This is a genomic window from Mycobacterium seoulense (genome assembly GCF_010731595.1).
Lineage (GTDB): Bacteria > Actinomycetota > Actinomycetes > Mycobacteriales > Mycobacteriaceae > Mycobacterium > Mycobacterium seoulense.
The window spans coordinates 4117946-4135190 of record NZ_AP022582.1; the positions used below are offsets into that span (position 1 = coordinate 4117946).

Here is a 17245-nt window from a genome sequence, read left to right on the forward strand (position 1 = left end):
TCTTTTCCGCGTCAGTGCGCCGCCTGCCGGTCGCGGTCGGCGACGTTACGCGCACGCTCCGCCGCCCCGCCGTCGGCGATACGGGCGCACACGGATTTTATGGCACCCAGGTACCGGGTGACGTTATTTCGGGCCTCGGGGTGGTTGGGGAACAGCACGCTCGCCGCCGTCTCGTCGAACCGCCCCACCATCGTGCTCAACGGGTAGGTGACCCGGCCGTCACTGTGCGCACCGACGGTCAGGCCGTCGAACAATTTCGTCATCATCGACAGCGGACTGGCTTGCGCGTCAAAGAAATTCACCAGGGAGAACAGCGGCGGGGGCCTGCGCAACGACGGCGCCAGTTCCACAACCCGCTCGAAGGGCACCCTCGCCAGGTCCGCGCCCGAATCGAAGGACGCCTGCGCGCTTCTCGCCATGTCGTTGAACGACGACCCGGCGACGGGAACGGTGATGGGGATCTGTCCGGTGAACCAACCCTGCGTCGTGAGGTCGGCCGGGGTGCTGCGGGTGTCCTTCGGGGTGATGGCGAAATACGTTCCCGCGTCGGTCAACTCGTGCACGGCCAGGGCGAGGCACGCGAACATGCCACCGACGAAACGGGCGCCGGCGGCCACACAGGCGGTTTCGAACCGATGCGTTTGGTCCTCGTCCAGCAGGGTCACGCCCAGCAGATCGCCGTCATAAGGCGCGTCGCCGAGGGGGAGCGGGAACGCCGGGAACGTCCCGTCGTTGAGTTCGGCGAAGTCGATCCAGGCCCGTACCTCCGGGGACTCGACGGTCAGCGCCTCGGTGTACTCGCGCTGCCGCACGCAGTAGTCGGCGTAGCTGCCGGCCGGCGGCAGTTCGACCGGCGGGTTTCCCGCGATCAGCTCGGCGTACATCGTCTGGAACTCGATGAGGCCCATCCCGACGAATTGGCCGTCGGCGTGCAGGTGATCGATGCTCGCATAGAAGGTGAAGCGGTCCGGGCGCTGAATCACCCCGAAGCTGAAGCAATCCCACTGCAGCGAATCGGGGGTGGCCACGATGTGATCCTGCAGCTGCGCGCTGGTCAGTTCGCCGTGTTCGGTGGGCTCGAACTCGATGTCGGCGGGGTCGGCGACGGTGCGCCGCACGATCCGGTCGGCGTCGCGGTACTCAAACCAACTGCGGTAGGTGTCGTGCCGGCGCAGGTGGGCGTTGATGACGTAGGTCATCGCGCGCAGATCGCAGCGGCCCGACACCTCGACGGACGCGATCAACAGCCGCGAATGATCCAGGCCGCGGGCGGCCTGTTCGCGCAGGCTGCGCAGGTGCCGGGCCTGGACATAGCTGGGCGGCACCGCGCTCACCGGCGCTTCGAGGGCCTTGGCGCGTGCGGCGGGCGACGGGTGCCACGAGAACAACCTGCCCGGCGCAGGCGCCCATTCGCCGACCGTTGAGACATCCAATGGGCCGATCCGCACCGCTACCTCCCGTGCTTCAGCACCGGCGGCGGTGCGTGGAGAACGGCAGCTGGCTGCGCACGGGGGGATCCGCCAAACACCGGTGGTGCTGAGGTTCCCCGGTAGCCTAGCCCGCGTTGTCGTGGGCCGCTCGGATCGGCGGGCCGCCCCGTTGGGCGCCGCGCCGCCGCCCCGAATCGTCAGGCGGTGCGTTCGGCGAGCGCCTGACGGGCCGCGTTGTAGCCGGGTATGAACGTGATGCCCGGTCCGCCGTGGCAACCCGCGCTGCCCAGGTACAGGCCCTCGATCGGTATCGGCTGACCACGAAAGCCTCTCGGGCCGGGCCGGTTCGGCCCGATCTGGTCGGGGTTGAGCAGTCCGTGGCAGTAGTCGCCGCCGGGCGCGCCGAACATCACGCCCATGTGCTTGGGCGTGAACGTGGTGTGCCGGATGATGCTGCGCTCGAAGTTCGGCGCCAACCGGGTGATCTTGTCGATCACCCGCTGACCCATTTCGACCTTCGCGTCGCCGTAGTCGGCGCCGCCCTCGATCGGGAACCACAACGCGAACGCCGAGGCCGCGTGTTTACCCGCGGGCGCCAGGTCCGGGTCGTTCTGCGTGGGAATCTGCAACACCACCGTCGGGTCGGCCGGGACGATTCCGCGCCGAGCGTCCTCCCACTGCTGCTGGACTTCTTCCGGCGTGCAGAACAGGCCGATCGACGCCTGCATGGCCGGGTCGTTCAGCGCCTCGTAGGGCGCGGCGAACTCCGGAGCCTCCTCCAGCGCGAAGTGCATCTGCAGGTAGCTGCCGCGGTGGTCGGTCCGCGCGTAGCGCTCCCGGATGTCGCCGGGCAGCAGGGCCGGGTCGACCAGTTCGTTGAGGGTGATGTCGGGCGCGATGCCGGAGACCACGATCGGGGCGGTCAACTCCTCGCCGGCCTCGGTGCGCACCCCGCTCACCCGCCCGTCGGTGACGACGATCTCGGTCACCTTGGTCCGCAGCCGGACTTCGCCGCCATGGCTTTCCAGCAGTTCGCCCAGGTGCGAGGTGAGCGCGCCGATGCCGCCGCGCAGCTTCTTCATCTGCATGGTGTCCCCGTCCGGGACACCCAACCCGAAGGCCAGCGCGGCCGCACTGCCCGGCGTGGCGGGCCCGCGATAGAGGGTGTTGACGGCCAGCACGGTCATGGAGCCGCGCAGCGCACCGTGCTTCTCGCGGTCGGGAAGGTAGCGGTCCAACACGTCGGTGACCGATCCGAACAACATGTCGTCGATGGAGGAGCGCTCGAATTCGTTTGTCGCACAGGCGTACATCTCGTCGTAGGTCTTGGGCTCCGTTCCCGCCTCGAACCGGCCCAGCGCCCGTGTCGGCGCCTGGCTCCAGGCCATCAGCCCCGCCATCCCGTTGACCGCGTCCGCCCCGTGCACCTCGTTGAGGTGGGTGAACAACTTGATGGGATCGCTGTACTGGATCAGCGGATCGTCACCGACGCCGCGCACCGCCACCGACATCACGTCCAGGTCGATCGTCGGCAGAGTGTCCAGGCCGAGCTCGTCGACCACCACCTTCGACGTGGGGAACTGGACCGAGCCGGCGATCTCGAACCGATACCCGTCGAAAAGCTCCACCGTCGAGGCCATCCCGCCGGCGTAGAGCTTGGAATCCAGGCACACCGTCCGCAAGCCCGCCTTCTGCAGCAGTACCGCCGCAGCCAGGCCGTTGTGCCCCGCACCGATAACTATCGCGTCGTACTGAGTCATGTTCTGCCCTCCAGCAATGGAGGCTGGCATGGCCGCAAAGTTTTGTCAATTATGACGAAACGTCTGTCAGGTGCCCGTGCCCCAGGAGTCGGTGATGCCCGCGCGCAGCGACTCCAGCGCCGCGTGGCACATCCGCGCCAGCTCACCCAGCGACCGATCGTCGCCCAACATCCAGAACTCCATCGCACCGAAGACACCCGCCGCGATGCAGCGCGCGATCACCGCGGCGCGCAGCCGACCCTCAAGCGTCCCGCTCGCCGAGCAGCTACGCCGGTGCAGCTGCTCCTCGATGACGCCGGCGAAGTCGGCCTGGACTTCCTGCATGTGCCGCACGATGCGGCCGGGGTCGAGCTCGCCGCCCCGCAGCGCGGCGATTTTCGTCACGGCCTCAACGTCATAGGGGAACGAGAAGACGGCCGATTGCACCGAGTCGATGATCGGCTCGTCGGCGGGCCGGGCGTCCAGTGCGGCACGAAACCAGTTCAGGCCGGTGTAGTCGGCAAACAACAGATCGTGCTTGGACTTGAAGTGGCGGTAGAACGTCCGCAGCGACACCCCGGCGTCCGCCGCGATCTGCTCGGCCGAGGTGTCCTCGACGCCCTGGCCCAGGAACCGCACCATGGCGGCCTGAACCAATGCCTCCCGGGTGCGCTCGCTGCGCGCCGTCTGCGCCGGCCTGACCATGCCAGTAAGGTACCTCAAGCACCTTTTGTCAGTATTGACAAAACTTTGGGTCTCGGGTGAGACTGCGCCCATGGTCTCGCTTCTTGTGCATGCAGTTCTCGGGCTCGGTGTCATCGGCTGGATCGTCGCCTCGAACTCGAAGGTCTTCGCCCGCCCGGCCGCCGGGCCCTTGTTCACCCCGCTGGAGTGCCTGTACTACGTCGTCGGCATCGCGTCGGTCGCCCTGGGCTGGTACTTCAACGTCACCTATGTCCAGCAGTATTCGCACGGATCCACCAATCCGTTGTGGGGCGAGCATGGGAGCTGGGCCGAATACATCAGGCTGATGTTCACCAACCCGGCCGCGGACTCCGCCAGCCAGGATTACACGATCGCGAATGTGGTTCTGCTGCCACTGTTTACCATCGTGGACGGCTACCGCCGTGGGTTGCGGCACCCGTGGTTGTACTTCGTGTCCAGCCTTTTCACCAGCTTCGCGTTCGCGTTCGCCTTCTACTTCGCCACCATGGAGCGGCAGCGCAGGCACGAGCAGGCCCGCGAGACGGTCGACGCCTAGGTTCCCTCCGCCCAGCGGCGGGCCCACTGGTCCAGGGGAGTGAGGGCCTCGCCCAGCGAATGCCCGGCCTCGCTGAGCTCGTAACACTGGTCGTCGCGCTGGACGACCAGGCCCGCGCCCGTCAGTTCGCCGAGACGGTCATACAAAACGCTGGGAGACATGCCGTCGCAGCGCTCCCGCAAGGACCTCGCTCCCAGCGGACCATCGCGAAGCTCCCACAGGATCCGCAACGCCCAGCGCCGCCCTAGGAGATCGAGGGCCGCCATGAGCGGCCGCCCTGTTGTCGACCCCCGCACCGGATGTCCCGGTCGAGCCACCGATTGACGTTTCGGATTCCGTAACGTAGGTTTCTTCTCCATGGTTACGAAAATAGTAACGCCTCGCATCGGTGCCCTCGAACCGCCGTACGAGCCCTCGGTGGCGGCACAACTGCAAAAGATGATGCCGCCGAACGTGCCGCCCATAGCCCTGTTTCGCGTCGTGGTGCGCAACATGCCCATGGCGGAGGCCATGACGCTGTGGGGCGGCTACGAATTGAGCCGCTCGCTGTCGCTGTCGCTTCGCGACCGCGAGATCGTGATCGACCGCACCTGCGCTCGCTGCGGCTGTGAATACGAATGGGGCGTGCACGTCGCGTTTTTCGCGGAGAAGGCGCGCCTCGATCGCGAGCAGGTCCACTCCTTGACCCACGGCGGCGCCGACGATCCGTGCTGGACGGCCGAGCGAGATCGCCTCCTCGTCCGCGCCGTAGATTCGCTCTGCGATCGCCGAGACATCGACGACGCCCTGTGGACGGCGCTGCGCACCGAGTTCGACGAACGCGAGATTCTCGACCTCACGATGCTGTGCGGCTGGTATCACGCGATCAGCTTCACCGCACGTGCCGCCCGGGTCCCGCTCGAGGCCGGCAGCCCCACCTTCGCCGGCGTCGCTCGCTGATCCGTCTAGGACCGCCGATCCGCGCTCAGCTCGGCTTGATGGCGCGCCACCGTTGCCGCCCACCGGCAGGATCGATCCGCACATCGGCGAATCCCGCGTTGAGCAGCCGGGCGCCCAAATCGTCCGGCGCGATCGGGTTGTAGGTGTCGGCGATGTGCAGGAGCCGGAAGCCCAGCGACGGGACGCCGTCGCTGCCGGCGAACGCCCCGCCCGGCCGCAGCACCCGAAACGCCTCGGCGAAGAGCCGGTCCTGCAATTCGGCGCTGGGAACGTGGTGGAGCATGGTGAAGCACACCACCGAGGTGAAGTGATCCGCGGGCAGTCCGGTGTCGGTGCCGTCGCCGTGGATGATGCGGGCCCGGTCGCCGTAGCGGCTCTGCAAGCGATCGGCCATCGCGGCATCGACCTCGACGGCGGTGAGCGAATCGGCCCTGTCCAGCAGAGCGCGCGTCGTCGCCCCGTATCCCGGGCCGATTTCCAAAGTCCGCGAGCCCAATTCGACGCCGTCCAACGCCCAGGGCAACAGCTGGCCCTCCACCGCCTTCTCCCAGGCCACCGAGCTACACCGGCGCCGGTGCAGAAGATTCATTCCCATAACGGTCACGCTAGGCGCACCGCAGTGGTGCGGGCTTCCGATATTCTGCCGTCTTATGTCGGAAATCAGCCATCACGGGATGGCGACGTCGTCCCAGGCGCTCCCCCCGGGGGCGCGGATCGAACGGCATTGGCATCCCTTGCACCAGATCGTCTACCCGTCCTCGGGCGCGGTCTCGGTCACCACCCCGGCGGGAACCTGGATCACGCCGGCGAATCGGGCCATCTGGATACCGGCGGGCTGCTGGCACGAACATAAGTTCCACGGCCACACCCGGTTTCACGGTGTCGCACTGGACCCGGACCGTTACCGTCGCGGCCCCGCGGCGCCGGCCGTGCTGGCGGTCAACCCATTGATGCGCGAACTCATCATCGCGTGCTCGCAGACCGACGGGACCGACACCGGCGAGCACCACCGGATGCTGGCCGTGCTGCACGACCAGGTGCAGACGGCCAATGCCGTTGAGCCCCTGTGGATTCCCACACCCGTCGACGACCGGCTGCGCGAAGCGTGCGCGCTTGTCGCCGACAACCTGCGCGAGCCGTTGACCCTGCAGCAGATCGGCCACCGGATCGGCATCAGCCAGCGCACCCTGAGCCGGCTGTTCCGCGACGAGCTGGCGATGACGTTTCCGCAATGGCGGACCCAGCTGCGGCTGCAGCACGCCCTCGTGCTGCTCACCGAACGCCGCGACGTCACGTCGGTGGCGTCCGAATGCGGTTGGGCCACAACGAGTGCCTTCATCGACACCTACCGGCGGGCCTTCGGGCACACCCCGGGCCGGCTGGCCGCGCACGCGCTCTAGCCTCTAGCCTCTAGCCTCTAGCCTTTCACAACGGTGCCGACGGGCTCGAGGACCTCGGTGCCGACGAACGGCACCAGCGCGTCGGGGACCCGCACGCTGCCGTCGGGCCGCTGGTGGTTTTCCAGGATCGCCACCAGCCATCGGGTGGTGCCCAGCGTGCCGTTGAGGGTGGCAGCGGTCTGGGGCTTGCCACCCCCGTCGCGGTAGCGCGTCGCCAGCCGGCGCGCCTGGAAGGTGGTGCAGTTCGACGTCGACGTCAGCTCGCGGTAGGTGCCCTGCGTGGGAACCCATGCCTCGCAGTCGAACTTGCGCGCGGCCGACGACCCGAGATCGCCGGCGGCGACGTCGATCACCCGATAGGGCACCCCGATGTGGGCCAGCATCTCGCGTTGCCAGCCGAGCAGCCGTTCGTGTTCGGCCTCGGCCTCGCCGGGCGTGCAGTAGACGAATCCCTCGACCTTGTCGAACTGGTGCACGCGGATGATGCCGCGGGTGTCCTTGCCGTAGCTGCCGGCCTCCCGCCGGAAGCACGACGACCAGCCCGCGTAGCGCAGCGGGCCACCGGACAGGTCCAGGATCTCGTCGGCGTGGTAGCCGGCCAGCGGCACCTCGGAGGTGCCGACCAGGTAGAGGTCGTCGGCCTCCACCCGGTAGATCTCGTCGGCGTGGGCACCCAGGAACCCGGTGCCCGCCATCACCTCCGGGCGCACCAGCACCGGCGGGATCATCGGGATGAAGCCGTTGTCGACGGCCAGCCGCAGGGCCAGTTGCAGCAGTCCCAGCTGCAGCAGCGCGCCCCGCCCGGTCAGGAAGTAAAAGCGCGAGCCGGACACCTTGGCGCCGCGCTGCATGTCGATGAGGCCCAGTGATTCGCCGAGCTCGAGGTGGTCCTTCGGGTTTTCCAGTCGCGCGGGTTCGCCCACGACGTCCAGGACGCGGTAGTCGTCCTCCCCGCCGGCGGGCACCCCGTCGATGACCACATTGGAGATCGCCATGTGCGCCGCGGTGAACGCCGCCTCGGCCTCGGCCTGCTCGGTTTCGGCGGCCTTGACCTGCTCGGCCAGCTCCTTGGCGCGCGCCAGCTTGGCCGGGCGCTCCTCGGGGGACGCGGAGCCGACGCTTTTGCTGGCGGATTTCTGCTCGGCGCGCAGCGTGTCGGCCTTCGAGATCGCCGCCCGGCGGGCGGCGTCGGCCGCCAGCAGCGTGTCGACCAAGGTCGGATCCTCGCCTCGACTGGTCTGCGACCTGCGTACGGCGTCGGGGTTCTCGCGGAGCAGTTTCGGGTCGATCACGGCCCTGAGACTACTTTCACCGGCTGGGCCCGGTCCGCACAGCGTCCCGCCACGATCAGTCCCAGGACTCACATCAGTAACTTTTGTCACGCCGCACAGGCGCTCCTGTCAGAATGGACCCGATGTCGCAAGCGCCCGAGACGGAAGCCCCGGAGGCTGACGCCCGCACCGCCGCGCCGGAACAGCCGCACGCCGGCTTCCGGTGGCCGCGCAGTCTGCATGCGCAGGCCACCCGGCGCGCCCTGCTGCTGACCGCGCTCGGCGGCCTGCTGATCGCCGGGCTCGTCACCGCGCTGCCGGTCGGCGGCACCGGGCCGGGGCGGTTGTCCGGCTATCTCAACGGCAACCCGGTCCCTACCACCGGAAGCAGGGGCGACGCCGCGTTCAACAAGGCCGCCAGCGGCGACTGCCTGATGTGGCCGGACGCCACCCCCGAGTCGGCGAGGATCGTCAACTGCGTCGACGCCCACAAGTTCGAAGTCGCCGAATCCGTCGACATGCGGACGTTCCCGGGCTCCGAGTACGGCCCCAACGCCGCGCCCCCGTCGCCCGCTCGCATCCAGCAGATCACCCAGGAGCAGTGCGAGTCCGCCGTGCGGAATTACCTGGGCCCCAAGTTCGATCCCAACAGCAAGTTCACCGTCAGCCTGCTGTGGCCGGGGGACCGGGCCTGGCGCCAGTCGGGCGAGCGCCGCATGCTGTGCGGTCTGCAGCTGCCCGGCACCAACAACCAGCAGCAGGCCTTCAAGGGCAAGGTCGCCGACGTCGACCAGTCCAAGGTCTGGCCGGCGGGCACCTGCTTGGGCATCGACTCGACCACCAACCAGCCGATCGACGCCCCGGTCGAATGCGCGGCGCCGCACGCAATGGAGGTGACCGGCACGGTGAACCTGGCCGAGAAGTTCCCCGGCGCGCTGCCGGCGGAGCCCGACCAGGACGGCTTCATCAAGGATCAGTGCACCAAGATGACGGACGCCTACCTGGCGCCGGTCAAGCTGCGCACCACCACGCTGACGCTGATCTACCCGACCGTGCCGCTGGCCAGCTGGACGGCCGGCAGCCGCGAGGTCGCCTGCAGCATCGGCGCGACGCTGGGCAACGGCGGCTGGGCCACCCTGGTCAACAGCGCCAAGGGCCAGCTGCTGATCAACGGCCAGCCACCGGTGCCGCCGCCCGACATCCCCGAAGAGCGGCTCACGCTGCCGCCGATACCGCTCCAGGTACCGGCCCAGGCGCCGTCGAGCCAGGCCGCTTCGGCCCCGGAGATCCCGCCGAACAATCAGCACCTTCCGGGGCAGCAGCCGGTGGTCACGCCACCCCAGGCGCCGGCCTCCGACTCTCCGGCCCCGCAGGCGCCGCCCCCCGCGGACGCCGGGGCGCCGCCGCAGCCCCCGCCCCCCGCGGACGGTGGAGCGCCGCCGCCGGCCAACCCGGCGCCGGAGGCACCGCCCGCCGCGCAACCCGGGGGATAACCGAGTGCCCGCGCGGATGGATCCGCAGCGGTTCGACGAACTGGTTTCCGACGCGCTCGACCTGATCCCGCCCGAGCTGGCAGCGGCGATGGACAACGTCGTCGTTCTGGTGCAGGACCGCCACCCCGAGGACGGGGAGCTGCTCGGGCTGTACGAAGGGGTCGCCCTGACCGAGCGGGACTCCGACTACGCCGGATCCCTGCCCGACGCGATCACCATCTACCGCGAGGCGCTGCTGGACGTCTGCGAATCCGACGAAGAGGTCGTGGAGGAAGTGGCGATCACGGTGATCCACGAGATCGCCCACCACTTCGGCATCGACGACGCCCGGCTGGAAGAACTGGGCTGGGCCTGACAACCCGACAGCCGCGCCGGTTTCGTGGGCGCGGCATCCCGGATTTCTCCGTGGCGGGTGCTATGAACGCGTTATGAGCGCTGACTGCCGCGACTGCCGGGCAGGCCTAGATCACTGTCACGGCACCATCATTCGCCATTCACTGCGCCGCTCGGAATGCACCGAGCCGGATTGCTTCAGCCCCGAGCTGTTGCCACACGCCTTCGTCGTCGACTGCGACGCGGTCGGCTGCGGATGCTCGGAGTCGGTCGCGCTGGCCGTCTGACCGGCCGTCAACCCATCGGGTCGGTGCTCGAGTGCACCGCGTCCGCGACCGGGGTTGCCTCGGTCTCGGGATAGAACGGGGGCGTCAGGGTTCCCCACCGCACGCAGCTCCACCGTCCGTCGGTGATCGGCGCCAGCACCACGGATTCGGCGTTGTCGAGGTGATTGTCCAGCGCAAAGCCGGCGTCCACACCGGCCAGCACGGCGGCGGCCAGGCGGATGGCGGCGCCATGGCTGACTACGACGATGTCGCCGGTCCAGTCGTGGTCGTCGAGGTAGCGCAGCCGCAGGTCGGTGAGCACCGGCACGTAGCGGTCCAGCACGTCGTTGCCGGTTTCCCCGCCGGGCAGCGGGACGTCGAGGTCACCGTGATGCCATCGCCGGTAGATCTCGTTGAACTCGGCGACCGCGTCGTCGTCGTTGCGGTTTTCCAGCCCGCCGACCTGAACCTCGTGAACGCCGGCCACCTCGATGGCGGACATCCGCAGCTCGCCGCCGATGACCCCGGCCGTCTGCGACGCCCGGATCGCCACCGAGTGGGCCAGCAGCGAGGGCCGTCCCGCACCGCGGGCGAAGGCGCGGGCCTGGTCGCGGCCCCGCGGCGTCAGTTCAGCGCCGGGTGGGCGGGTGTCCAGCCTGCGCTCGACGTTGCCATAGGACTGGCCGTGTCGCAGGAGCACCAACCGGCCCGTCATACCTCGACCTCCCGGGCCGTGGTCTCCGGTTTGCCGTCGCGCAGCCGCGCCAGCCAGCGGGCCGCCTCGTCGGCGGGTGGCGGCAGCACCCCGGCGGGGGAGCCGGTCGGCCAAGATCCCAGGTATCGCACGTCTGCACAACGCCGGTGCAGCGCTTTGAGTGCCTCGGCGACGGCGTCGTCGTCGATGTGGCCCACACAGTCGGCGAAGAACACGTAGGTACCCAGCGCCGTCCGGGTCGGGCGGGATTCGATCCGGGTCAGGTCGATGCCGCGGATCCCGAATTCGGTCAGCGCGCCCAACAGCGCGCCGGGCGCGTTGTCGATGCGCAGCACCACCGACGTCCGGTCGGCCCCGGTGCGGGCCGGCGGCGGCCCGGGCAGGCCGACCAAGAGGAAGCGCGTGCGGGCATTGGGCTCGTCGACCACCCCGTCGGCCAGCGCGGCCAGTCCCCGATGCGTGGCGGCCAGCGGCGACGTCACCGCGGCGTCGGCCTGCCCTTCGGCCACCTGCCTCGCCGCGTCGGCGTTGGAGTACGCGGGCCGCAGCTCGGCGTCGGGCAGGTGGGTGGCGACCCAATGCCGCACCTGCGCCGCCGCCACGGAGAAGGCGGCCAGCGTGCGCACGTCGGCGGCGGCGCGACCGGGTTTGACCACGATCGTGAACGCGACGTCCAGGGTGGTCTCGGCGAACACCTGCAGGGGCGAACCGATCGCCAGGCTGTCCAGCGTGGGCGTCACGGACCCGTCGATCGAGTTCTCGATGGGGACACAGGCGTATTCGGCGGCGCCCTCGCGGACGGTGTCCAGCGCCGCGGCGGTGCTGTCGAAGGGCACTCGCCGAACCTCGCCCGCGCCCTGGTCGGGTATCAGGCCGGCGGCCATGATCTGCAACAGCGCCGCCTCGGTGAAGGTCCCCTCCGGACCGAGATAAGCGATGCGGATCACGCCCCAACCCTAGCGGCGACCGCCGCCAAACGGCTCTTGCGGCGCCCCGTCATCTAAGTTAACTTAGGCTTACCTAACCGAAGGAGAACGGTGTTACCGCTGACGTGCCCCGCCCCGACGACGGCCGAACGTATCCGCAGCGCGTGTGTGCGCGCCGGTGGCGCGCTCCTGGCCCTGGAATCCGTGCACACACGCCAGGATCCGGTCGTGACGCCCGTACATCACCTGCTGCCCGACGGGTCGTTCGCGCTGGCGCTTCCGCGTGGGCGCGACGGCCGCCCGGACCGCGGCGTCGCCGGAGCGCAGGCGCTGCTGGAGTTGACCGACTACGCGCCGCTCCCCCTGCGGGAGCCGGTGCGCTCGCTGGTCTGGGTGCGCGGGCGCCTGCAGGAATTCCGCTCGGACGAGGTCGCCGAGACCGTCGACCTGATCGCCGCCGACTGGCCCCACCCCGCGCTGCTTCAGGTCGACACGCCGCGCTGCGCCCCGCCGGACGGCGACGAGCCCCGGTACACGCTGATCCGGCTGGAGATCGCGTCCATCGTCGTCACCGACGCCACCGGCGCCGAACCCGTCAGCGTCGAGGATCTCCTGGCGGCCCGGCCCGACCCGTTCTGCGAGATCGAGTCGAACTTGCTGTGGCATTTGGACACCGCCCACAGCGATGTGGTGGCGCGGCTGGTGTCCCGGCTGCCGGCACCGTTGCGGCGCGGCCAGGTACGCCCGCTCGGACTCGACCGCTACGGCGTGCGGTTCCGTGTCGAAGGCACCGACCGCGACCACGACGTCCGCTTGCCCTTCCACAAGCCGGTGGACGACATGACCGGGTTGAGCCAGGCCATCCGGGTGCTGATGGGTTGCCCGTTCATCAACGGCCTGCGCGCCCGTCGGTAGCCGAACCCGTCGTGTCGGGCCGCCGCCGCCGCGTACGTTAACCGGGTGAACGGCGATCAACCACCGCACCGGCCCGAACCGCGTACCGAGCCGTCACCGGTGATCCGCCGCGGGGCTCGACCGCCGACACCGGCCGAGCAGACCACACCGCTGCGGCGGGCCACGCCACCGCCACCCCCGTCGCCGCCCCGCGCCGCCGACCCGCCGCGCCCCATCCCGCCGGCGCCGCACACCCGCCGATCACCCGGCCCCCCACCGCGGCCCGCCCCGCCCGGCGCGCGCCGCCGACGCGGGTGGCGCCGCTGGCTCCGGGCGGTCACCTCCGCGGTGGTGATCGGCGCGCTGCTCGTCGGCATCGCCGCAGTGTGCGGGGCGGTTTGGTTCGACAGCAGGCTGCACCGCGACGACATCCTGACCGACTACCCCGGACGCCCCGGACCCGGCCGGGGCACGAACTGGCTGCTCGTCGGCTCCGACAGCCGCCAGGGGCTCACCCCCGAGCAGCAGCAGGACCTGGCCACCGGCGGTGACATCGGCAGCAGCCGTACGGACACCATCCTGCTGGTCCACCTGCCCGCGCTGTGGTCCGGCGGGCGGGTGACGATGGTGTCGATCCCGCGCGACTCCTACGTCCCGATCCCCGGCCACGGCAAGGACAAGATCAACGCCGCCTTCGCGATGGGCGGGGCCTCCTTGCTGGCCCAGACGGTGGAGCAGGCCACCGGGCTGCGACTCAACCACTACGCGGAAATCGGATTCGGCGGCTTCGCCGGCGTGGTCGACGCGCTGGGCGGGGTGACGGTGTGCCCGACGACCCCGCTCAACGACCCCCTGGCCGGCATCGACCTGCCGGCCGGCTGCCAGAAGCTCAACGGCCGCAACGCCCTCGGGTACGTCAGGACGCGCGACACCCCCCGGGCGGATCTGGACCGGATGGTCAACCAGCGGCAGTTCGTCGCGGCACTGCTGCACGCCGCCGCCAGCCCGGCGGTGTGGCTGAACCCGTCGCGCTGGTACGCGGTGCCGCGCGCGGTCGCCGACGCCCTGACCGTCGACCGCGGCGACCACGTCTGGGACCTGGGCCGCCTGGGCTGGGGGCTGCGCGGCTCCCCCACCACACTGACGGTCCCCATCGGGGAGTTCACCAGCGGCGACGCCGGATCGGTGGTGGTGTGGAACCACGACGAGGCCGGCCGGCTGTTCGAGGCGCTGGCCAACGATGCGCCGGTGCCCACCGGCCCGCCGGACTAACCGACCCGGCCGTTTTGCAAGTAGGCCTTCGTGCGGCCGGGGTGGTGCGTGGCAAGCCAGGCCACTCCGACGTCGCGGCAGAAGTCGAGGTCTTCGTACTCGTCGACGTTCCAGCAGTACACGGCCCGGCCCTGGGCGATCGCGCGATCCGCCAGCTGGGGATATTCCTTGAGCGTCGCGAGCGAAGGCCCGACGGCGGTGGCGCCGACGGCCGTGGCCGCACCGCTGGTCAAGTAGCGCGCGGTCCTGCCGAGCAGCACGGTCGGCAGCAGCGGAGCGGCCCGCCGGATCCGCCAGACCGCGGCCGCCGAAAACGACATCACCACCGCGCGGGACCGGTCGGCGGAGGCTGGGGCGGCGATGCCGAACCGGTGCAGGAGCGCGAGCAGCTTGGTTTCCACCAGCGAGCCGTACCGCACCGGGTGCTTGGTTTCGATGAAGAGCTTCACCGGCCGGCGCCAGTCGAGGACGAGCGAAACCAGGGCGTCCAGCGTCAGCAGGCTGGTGTCACCGTGGGTGCCGTCTTCGCGCCAGCTGTCGTGCCACGCTCCGTACTCGAGCTCGCGCAGCTCAGCGAGGGTCATCGTGCTGACCAGTCCGGCCCCGGTCGACGTCCGGTCCAGACGGCGGTCGTGCACGCACACCAGGTGGCCGTCGCGGGTCAGGCGCACGTCGCATTCCACGCCGTCGGCGCCCTCCTTGAGGGCGAGGTCGTAGGCGGCCAGCGTGTGTTCGGGCCGGGCGGCCGACGCGCCGCGGTGGGCTACCACAAAGGGGTGCCCGGCGAGCACCTCCTCGGCCCACGTCATACGCCTAATGCTGCCGCTTCCTGCCCCTCCAGCTCAACCGGGCGCGAGGGGGGCGCCGGGTCGTCGGAGACCACAACCCAGCGGTGCGCGGGCCGTTCGACCGGTTTCCGCTCGAAACCCTCGAAAACCCGGGCGGCCGCGGCGACCGTCAGCGCCGCGAGCAGGTATGCAAAAACCATGGTGATCGTGTTGTTGGCGATGCCCTGCGCGTCGCTGGCGAAGCTGGTGGCCATGGCGAAGACGGAGACCAGGTAGCTGGCCACCCACGCGACCCACCACTGGACGATCGGTCGGCGTATCCGCGAGTAATGGTCCTCCACGATCGCCAGCTCGATGACGTAGACCGGCGCCCACAACAGATTGGCCAGCGGCACCACGCACCCCGCCCACAAGGTTCGGGTGGACCGCGGCTCGGGCAGCCCGTGATGCGCGAACACGGCGGCGCGGCGAGCGATGAGCCAACGGATCAGCATCACCCCGGAGGTGAGCACCGCCGCGATCGCGGCCACGCTGGCCAGGATGCCGAGCCAGTCCGCCCCTGCGGCCACCCACGAGTTCAGCAGGGTGTTCCGGTTGATGATCAGCAGCACGTATCGCACGACATAGACCAGAGCCGCGATGCCGAGGACGAGCACGCTGACAAACAGCGTGGTGCGGATCATCGGCACGGCCGGCCCCGGGCGCGCGGCCGCTTCGGCCGCCGCCGGCGTTTGCTCGACGCGGTCGGCCAGGCCCCAGCGCGGCATCACGGCATAACGCGGAGTGGGGCCGAGGGGACGCCGTCCGCGCCGGGTGGCCGGCGCGGCGCCGGGACGCACCGCTATCCAGCGAAAGCCCGGCGGTAGGCGCGGCGGAGTGCGCTGCCATCCCCGGGCCCCGGAGGGTCGGCTCGCCGGCGCGGCGGTTTGCGCGCCCCACCGTGGATCGGGCGCCGGCGCGTCCGGCAGGGGGGCCATCAGGGCTCCCCGACAACGGGGACACCACTCGCGTTGCCGCTCGCGCACGTTCCACCGAGTGCCGCATTGGGAGCACACCTGGATCACCGGACTAGCCTAACCGCGCGATCATGCGCGCCGCGGGACGCGGCGACGGTGGCTCGAGCCCGGGGCCGTCGGCTATCTACCGGGCCGTCGTGACTATCCACAGTTTCCACAGGTTTATCCACATGCGGATCGCGGGTAAGGGAAGCGTTACTACAGCGTTACCGGGGTGGCCGTGGTTCGACATGTGGATAACACCGCAGGCTTCTCGGCGTGCCATCGACAGCCCGGAAGGTCGTTGAGCGAATGGATGACCTCCGGTCACAAACTTCCGGGCCCGACCTCCCCCAACCCGCACGTCAGTGCACCGTTTTCCAACCCCGGTTTGAAGCGCTATGATCGCGTTCGCGAAAAATTGTTTGTGACTCACCTCACTACCGCGGGGTGAGGGGCGGGTGAAAGGCGATTGATGGCCACGCATTCGTTCGGTCCGGGTTCACCGGCCCCCTCGAAGTCGTACTCCGGCTCGCCCGCGTGGAATCACAGCTACAGCATCGCCGCATTGCGCGCCGGGCTCATCGCGCTCGCGCTGCTGGCGATTCTCGCCCTCATCGTTTTGTCCTGATTCGCCTGGTCTTGATTCGGCTCCGAACGGGTACCCCCGTTCGGAGCTCATAGCGGCCGTTCTTGCGGTCCGTCCGGTCATGGAGCAGGGTTGTCTACGGCTGGCCGCCGCGTTGGCGGGCCCGCGGAGCGTAAGAAGACAATCGAAGAAAGGAACGCCGTGGCTGAATACACCCTGCCCGATTTGGACTGGGACTACGCAGCGTTGGAACCTCACATCTCGGGTCAGATCAACGAGATCCATCACACCAAGCACCACGCCACGTACGTCAAAGGCGTGAACGACGCCGTTGCCAAACTCGAAGAGGCACGCGCCAACGACGACCACGCCGCGATCTTCCTGAACGAAAAGAACCTGGCCTTCCACCTCGGCGGCCACGTCAACCACTCGATCTGGTGGAAGAACCTGTCGCCGGACGGCGGCGACAAGCCGACCGGCGAGCTCGCCGCGGCGATCGACGACGCCTTCGGGTCGTTCGACAAATTCCGTGCCCAGTTCAGCGCGGCCGCCAATGGCCTTCAGGGTTCGGGCTGGGCGGTCCTGGGTTATGACACGCTCGGCGACAGACTGCTCACCTTCCAGTTGTATGACCAGCAGGCCAACGTTCCGCTCGGCATCATTCCCCTGCTGCAGGTCGACATGTGGGAGCACGCCTTCTACCTGCAGTACAAGAACGTCAAGGCGGACTACGTCAAGGCCTTCTGGAACGTCGTCAACTGGGCCGACGTGCAGAAGCGGTACGCGGCCGCCACGTCGAAAACCAGCGGGCTGATCTTCGGCTGAGTCCACCTCGATCGGCACGGGGCGTCGCGCGCCATGCGCGGCGCCCCTGGCGTTTGTCCGGCCACGAATCGGGCATTCCGAGAACATGTGCGCCACTAGCCGTGTCGGG

General features: G+C 69.5%; 19 protein-coding genes and 1 pseudogene. 10 read left to right on the plus strand and 10 right to left on the minus strand.

Going from position 1 to position 17245, the window contains the following annotated elements; genetic code table 11:
* Positions 1-11: 11 nt before the first annotated feature.
* The 3 genes from G6N37_RS19075 to G6N37_RS19085 all read right to left on the minus strand — a co-directional run bounded on the left by G6N37_RS19075 (position 12) and on the right by G6N37_RS19085 (position 3874).
* Entirely contained in the window at positions 12-1448 is a 1437-nt protein-coding gene (locus G6N37_RS19075; RefSeq protein WP_163682777.1) for a condensation domain-containing protein, read from the minus strand.
* A 179-nt stretch (positions 1449-1627) separates the two neighbouring features.
* Entirely contained in the window at positions 1628-3190 is a 1563-nt protein-coding gene (locus tag G6N37_RS19080; protein WP_163682779.1) for a phytoene desaturase family protein, read from the minus strand.
* A gap of 66 nt (positions 3191-3256) precedes the next feature.
* Positions 3257-3874: a TetR/AcrR family transcriptional regulator gene (locus G6N37_RS19085; RefSeq protein ID WP_163682781.1), complete on the minus strand. Its 618-nt coding sequence runs from the start codon at positions 3872-3874 to the stop codon at positions 3257-3259.
* Between the two features lie 70 nt (positions 3875-3944).
* Between G6N37_RS19085 and G6N37_RS19090 the strand changes: the two genes are divergently transcribed.
* Positions 3945-4430: a DUF2834 domain-containing protein gene (locus tag G6N37_RS19090; RefSeq protein WP_163682783.1), complete on the plus strand. Its 486-nt coding sequence runs from the start codon at positions 3945-3947 to the stop codon at positions 4428-4430.
* Here G6N37_RS19090 and G6N37_RS26555 read toward each other — a convergent pair.
* A complete protein-coding gene (locus G6N37_RS26555) occupies positions 4427-4942 on the minus strand; it encodes a winged helix-turn-helix transcriptional regulator (protein ID WP_308205474.1) in 516 nt (171 codons plus the stop codon). The two genes, G6N37_RS19090 and G6N37_RS26555, sit on opposite strands and share 4 nt — an antisense overlap.
* Here G6N37_RS26555 and G6N37_RS19100 point away from each other — a divergent pair.
* Positions 4848-5369, plus strand: coding sequence for a carboxymuconolactone decarboxylase family protein (locus G6N37_RS19100; RefSeq protein ID WP_197745712.1), 522 nt, complete (start codon positions 4848-4850; stop codon positions 5367-5369). The two genes, G6N37_RS26555 and G6N37_RS19100, sit on opposite strands and share 95 nt — an antisense overlap.
* 25 nt (positions 5370-5394) lie before the next feature.
* Here the strand turns inward: G6N37_RS19100 and G6N37_RS19105 are convergent, their stop codons facing one another.
* A complete protein-coding gene (locus G6N37_RS19105; RefSeq protein WP_163682787.1) occupies positions 5395-5964 on the minus strand; it encodes a class I SAM-dependent methyltransferase in 570 nt (189 codons plus the stop codon).
* 55 nt (positions 5965-6019) lie between these two features.
* On the opposite strand from G6N37_RS19105, the gene G6N37_RS19110 reads away from it, so the two are divergent.
* Positions 6020-6769 (plus strand): AraC family transcriptional regulator, encoded by a 750-nt coding sequence (locus tag G6N37_RS19110; protein WP_163682789.1) that lies wholly within the window; start codon positions 6020-6022, stop codon positions 6767-6769.
* A 17-nt stretch (positions 6770-6786) separates the two neighbouring features.
* Here the strand turns inward: G6N37_RS19110 and serS are convergent, their stop codons facing one another.
* Entirely contained in the window at positions 6787-8061 is a 1275-nt protein-coding gene (gene serS, locus G6N37_RS19115; protein ID WP_163682791.1) for a serine--tRNA ligase, read from the minus strand.
* Positions 8062-8183: 122 nt separating this feature from the next.
* On the opposite strand from serS, the gene G6N37_RS19120 reads away from it, so the two are divergent.
* The 3 genes and pseudogenes from G6N37_RS19120 (at position 8184) to G6N37_RS19130 (ending at position 10153) form a co-directional block, all read left to right on the plus strand.
* The gene (locus G6N37_RS19120) at positions 8184-9533 is read left to right on the plus strand and encodes a septum formation family protein (protein ID WP_372514701.1); all 1350 of its coding nucleotides are present in this window, start codon (positions 8184-8186) and stop codon (positions 9531-9533) included.
* Between the two features lie 4 nt (positions 9534-9537).
* Positions 9538-9965, plus strand: a pseudogene (locus G6N37_RS19125) (metallopeptidase family protein).
* Positions 9962-10153, plus strand: coding sequence for a hypothetical protein (locus G6N37_RS19130; protein ID WP_046183317.1), 192 nt, complete (start codon positions 9962-9964; stop codon positions 10151-10153). The pseudogene G6N37_RS19125 and the gene G6N37_RS19130 overlap by 4 nt, the downstream one beginning before the upstream one ends.
* A 7-nt stretch (positions 10154-10160) precedes the next feature.
* On the opposite strand, the gene G6N37_RS19135 is transcribed toward G6N37_RS19130, so the two are convergent.
* Positions 10161-10847, minus strand: coding sequence for a histidine phosphatase family protein (locus G6N37_RS19135; RefSeq protein ID WP_163682798.1), 687 nt, complete (start codon positions 10845-10847; stop codon positions 10161-10163).
* On the minus strand, positions 10844-11794 hold the full coding sequence (gene pheA / locus G6N37_RS19140; protein WP_163682800.1) for a prephenate dehydratase: 951 nt from the start codon (positions 11792-11794) through the stop codon (positions 10844-10846). The genes G6N37_RS19135 and pheA overlap by 4 nt, the downstream gene beginning before the upstream one ends.
* 90 nt (positions 11795-11884) lie before the next feature.
* On the opposite strand from pheA, the gene G6N37_RS19145 reads away from it, so the two are divergent.
* Together G6N37_RS19145 and G6N37_RS19150 are read left to right on the plus strand one after the other, a co-directional pair.
* Positions 11885-12688, plus strand: coding sequence for a DUF2470 domain-containing protein (locus G6N37_RS19145; protein WP_163682803.1), 804 nt, complete (start codon positions 11885-11887; stop codon positions 12686-12688).
* Between the two features lie 45 nt (positions 12689-12733).
* Positions 12734-13939, plus strand: a complete 1206-nt coding sequence (locus G6N37_RS19150; RefSeq protein ID WP_163682805.1) for an LCP family protein — start codon at positions 12734-12736, stop codon at positions 13937-13939.
* Here the strand turns inward: G6N37_RS19150 and G6N37_RS19155 are convergent.
* Positions 13936-14748, minus strand: a complete 813-nt coding sequence (locus tag G6N37_RS19155; protein ID WP_163682807.1) for a glycerophosphodiester phosphodiesterase — start codon at positions 14746-14748, stop codon at positions 13936-13938. The two genes, G6N37_RS19150 and G6N37_RS19155, sit on opposite strands and share 4 nt — an antisense overlap.
* On the minus strand, positions 14745-15791 hold the full coding sequence (locus tag G6N37_RS19160; protein ID WP_163682809.1) for a DUF4328 domain-containing protein: 1047 nt from the start codon (positions 15789-15791) through the stop codon (positions 14745-14747). The genes G6N37_RS19155 and G6N37_RS19160 overlap by 4 nt, the downstream gene beginning before the upstream one ends.
* Before the next feature lie 406 nt (positions 15792-16197).
* On the opposite strand from G6N37_RS19160, the gene G6N37_RS25885 reads away from it, so the two are divergent.
* Both G6N37_RS25885 and G6N37_RS19165 read left to right on the plus strand, forming a co-directional pair.
* Complete coding sequence (locus tag G6N37_RS25885; RefSeq protein ID WP_167527396.1) at positions 16198-16353, plus strand: hypothetical protein; 156 nt, start codon at positions 16198-16200, stop codon at positions 16351-16353.
* Positions 16354-16512: 159 nt separating this feature from the next.
* Positions 16513-17136 (plus strand): superoxide dismutase, encoded by a 624-nt coding sequence (locus G6N37_RS19165; RefSeq protein WP_163682811.1) that lies wholly within the window; start codon positions 16513-16515, stop codon positions 17134-17136.
* Positions 17137-17245 lie beyond the last annotated feature (109 nt).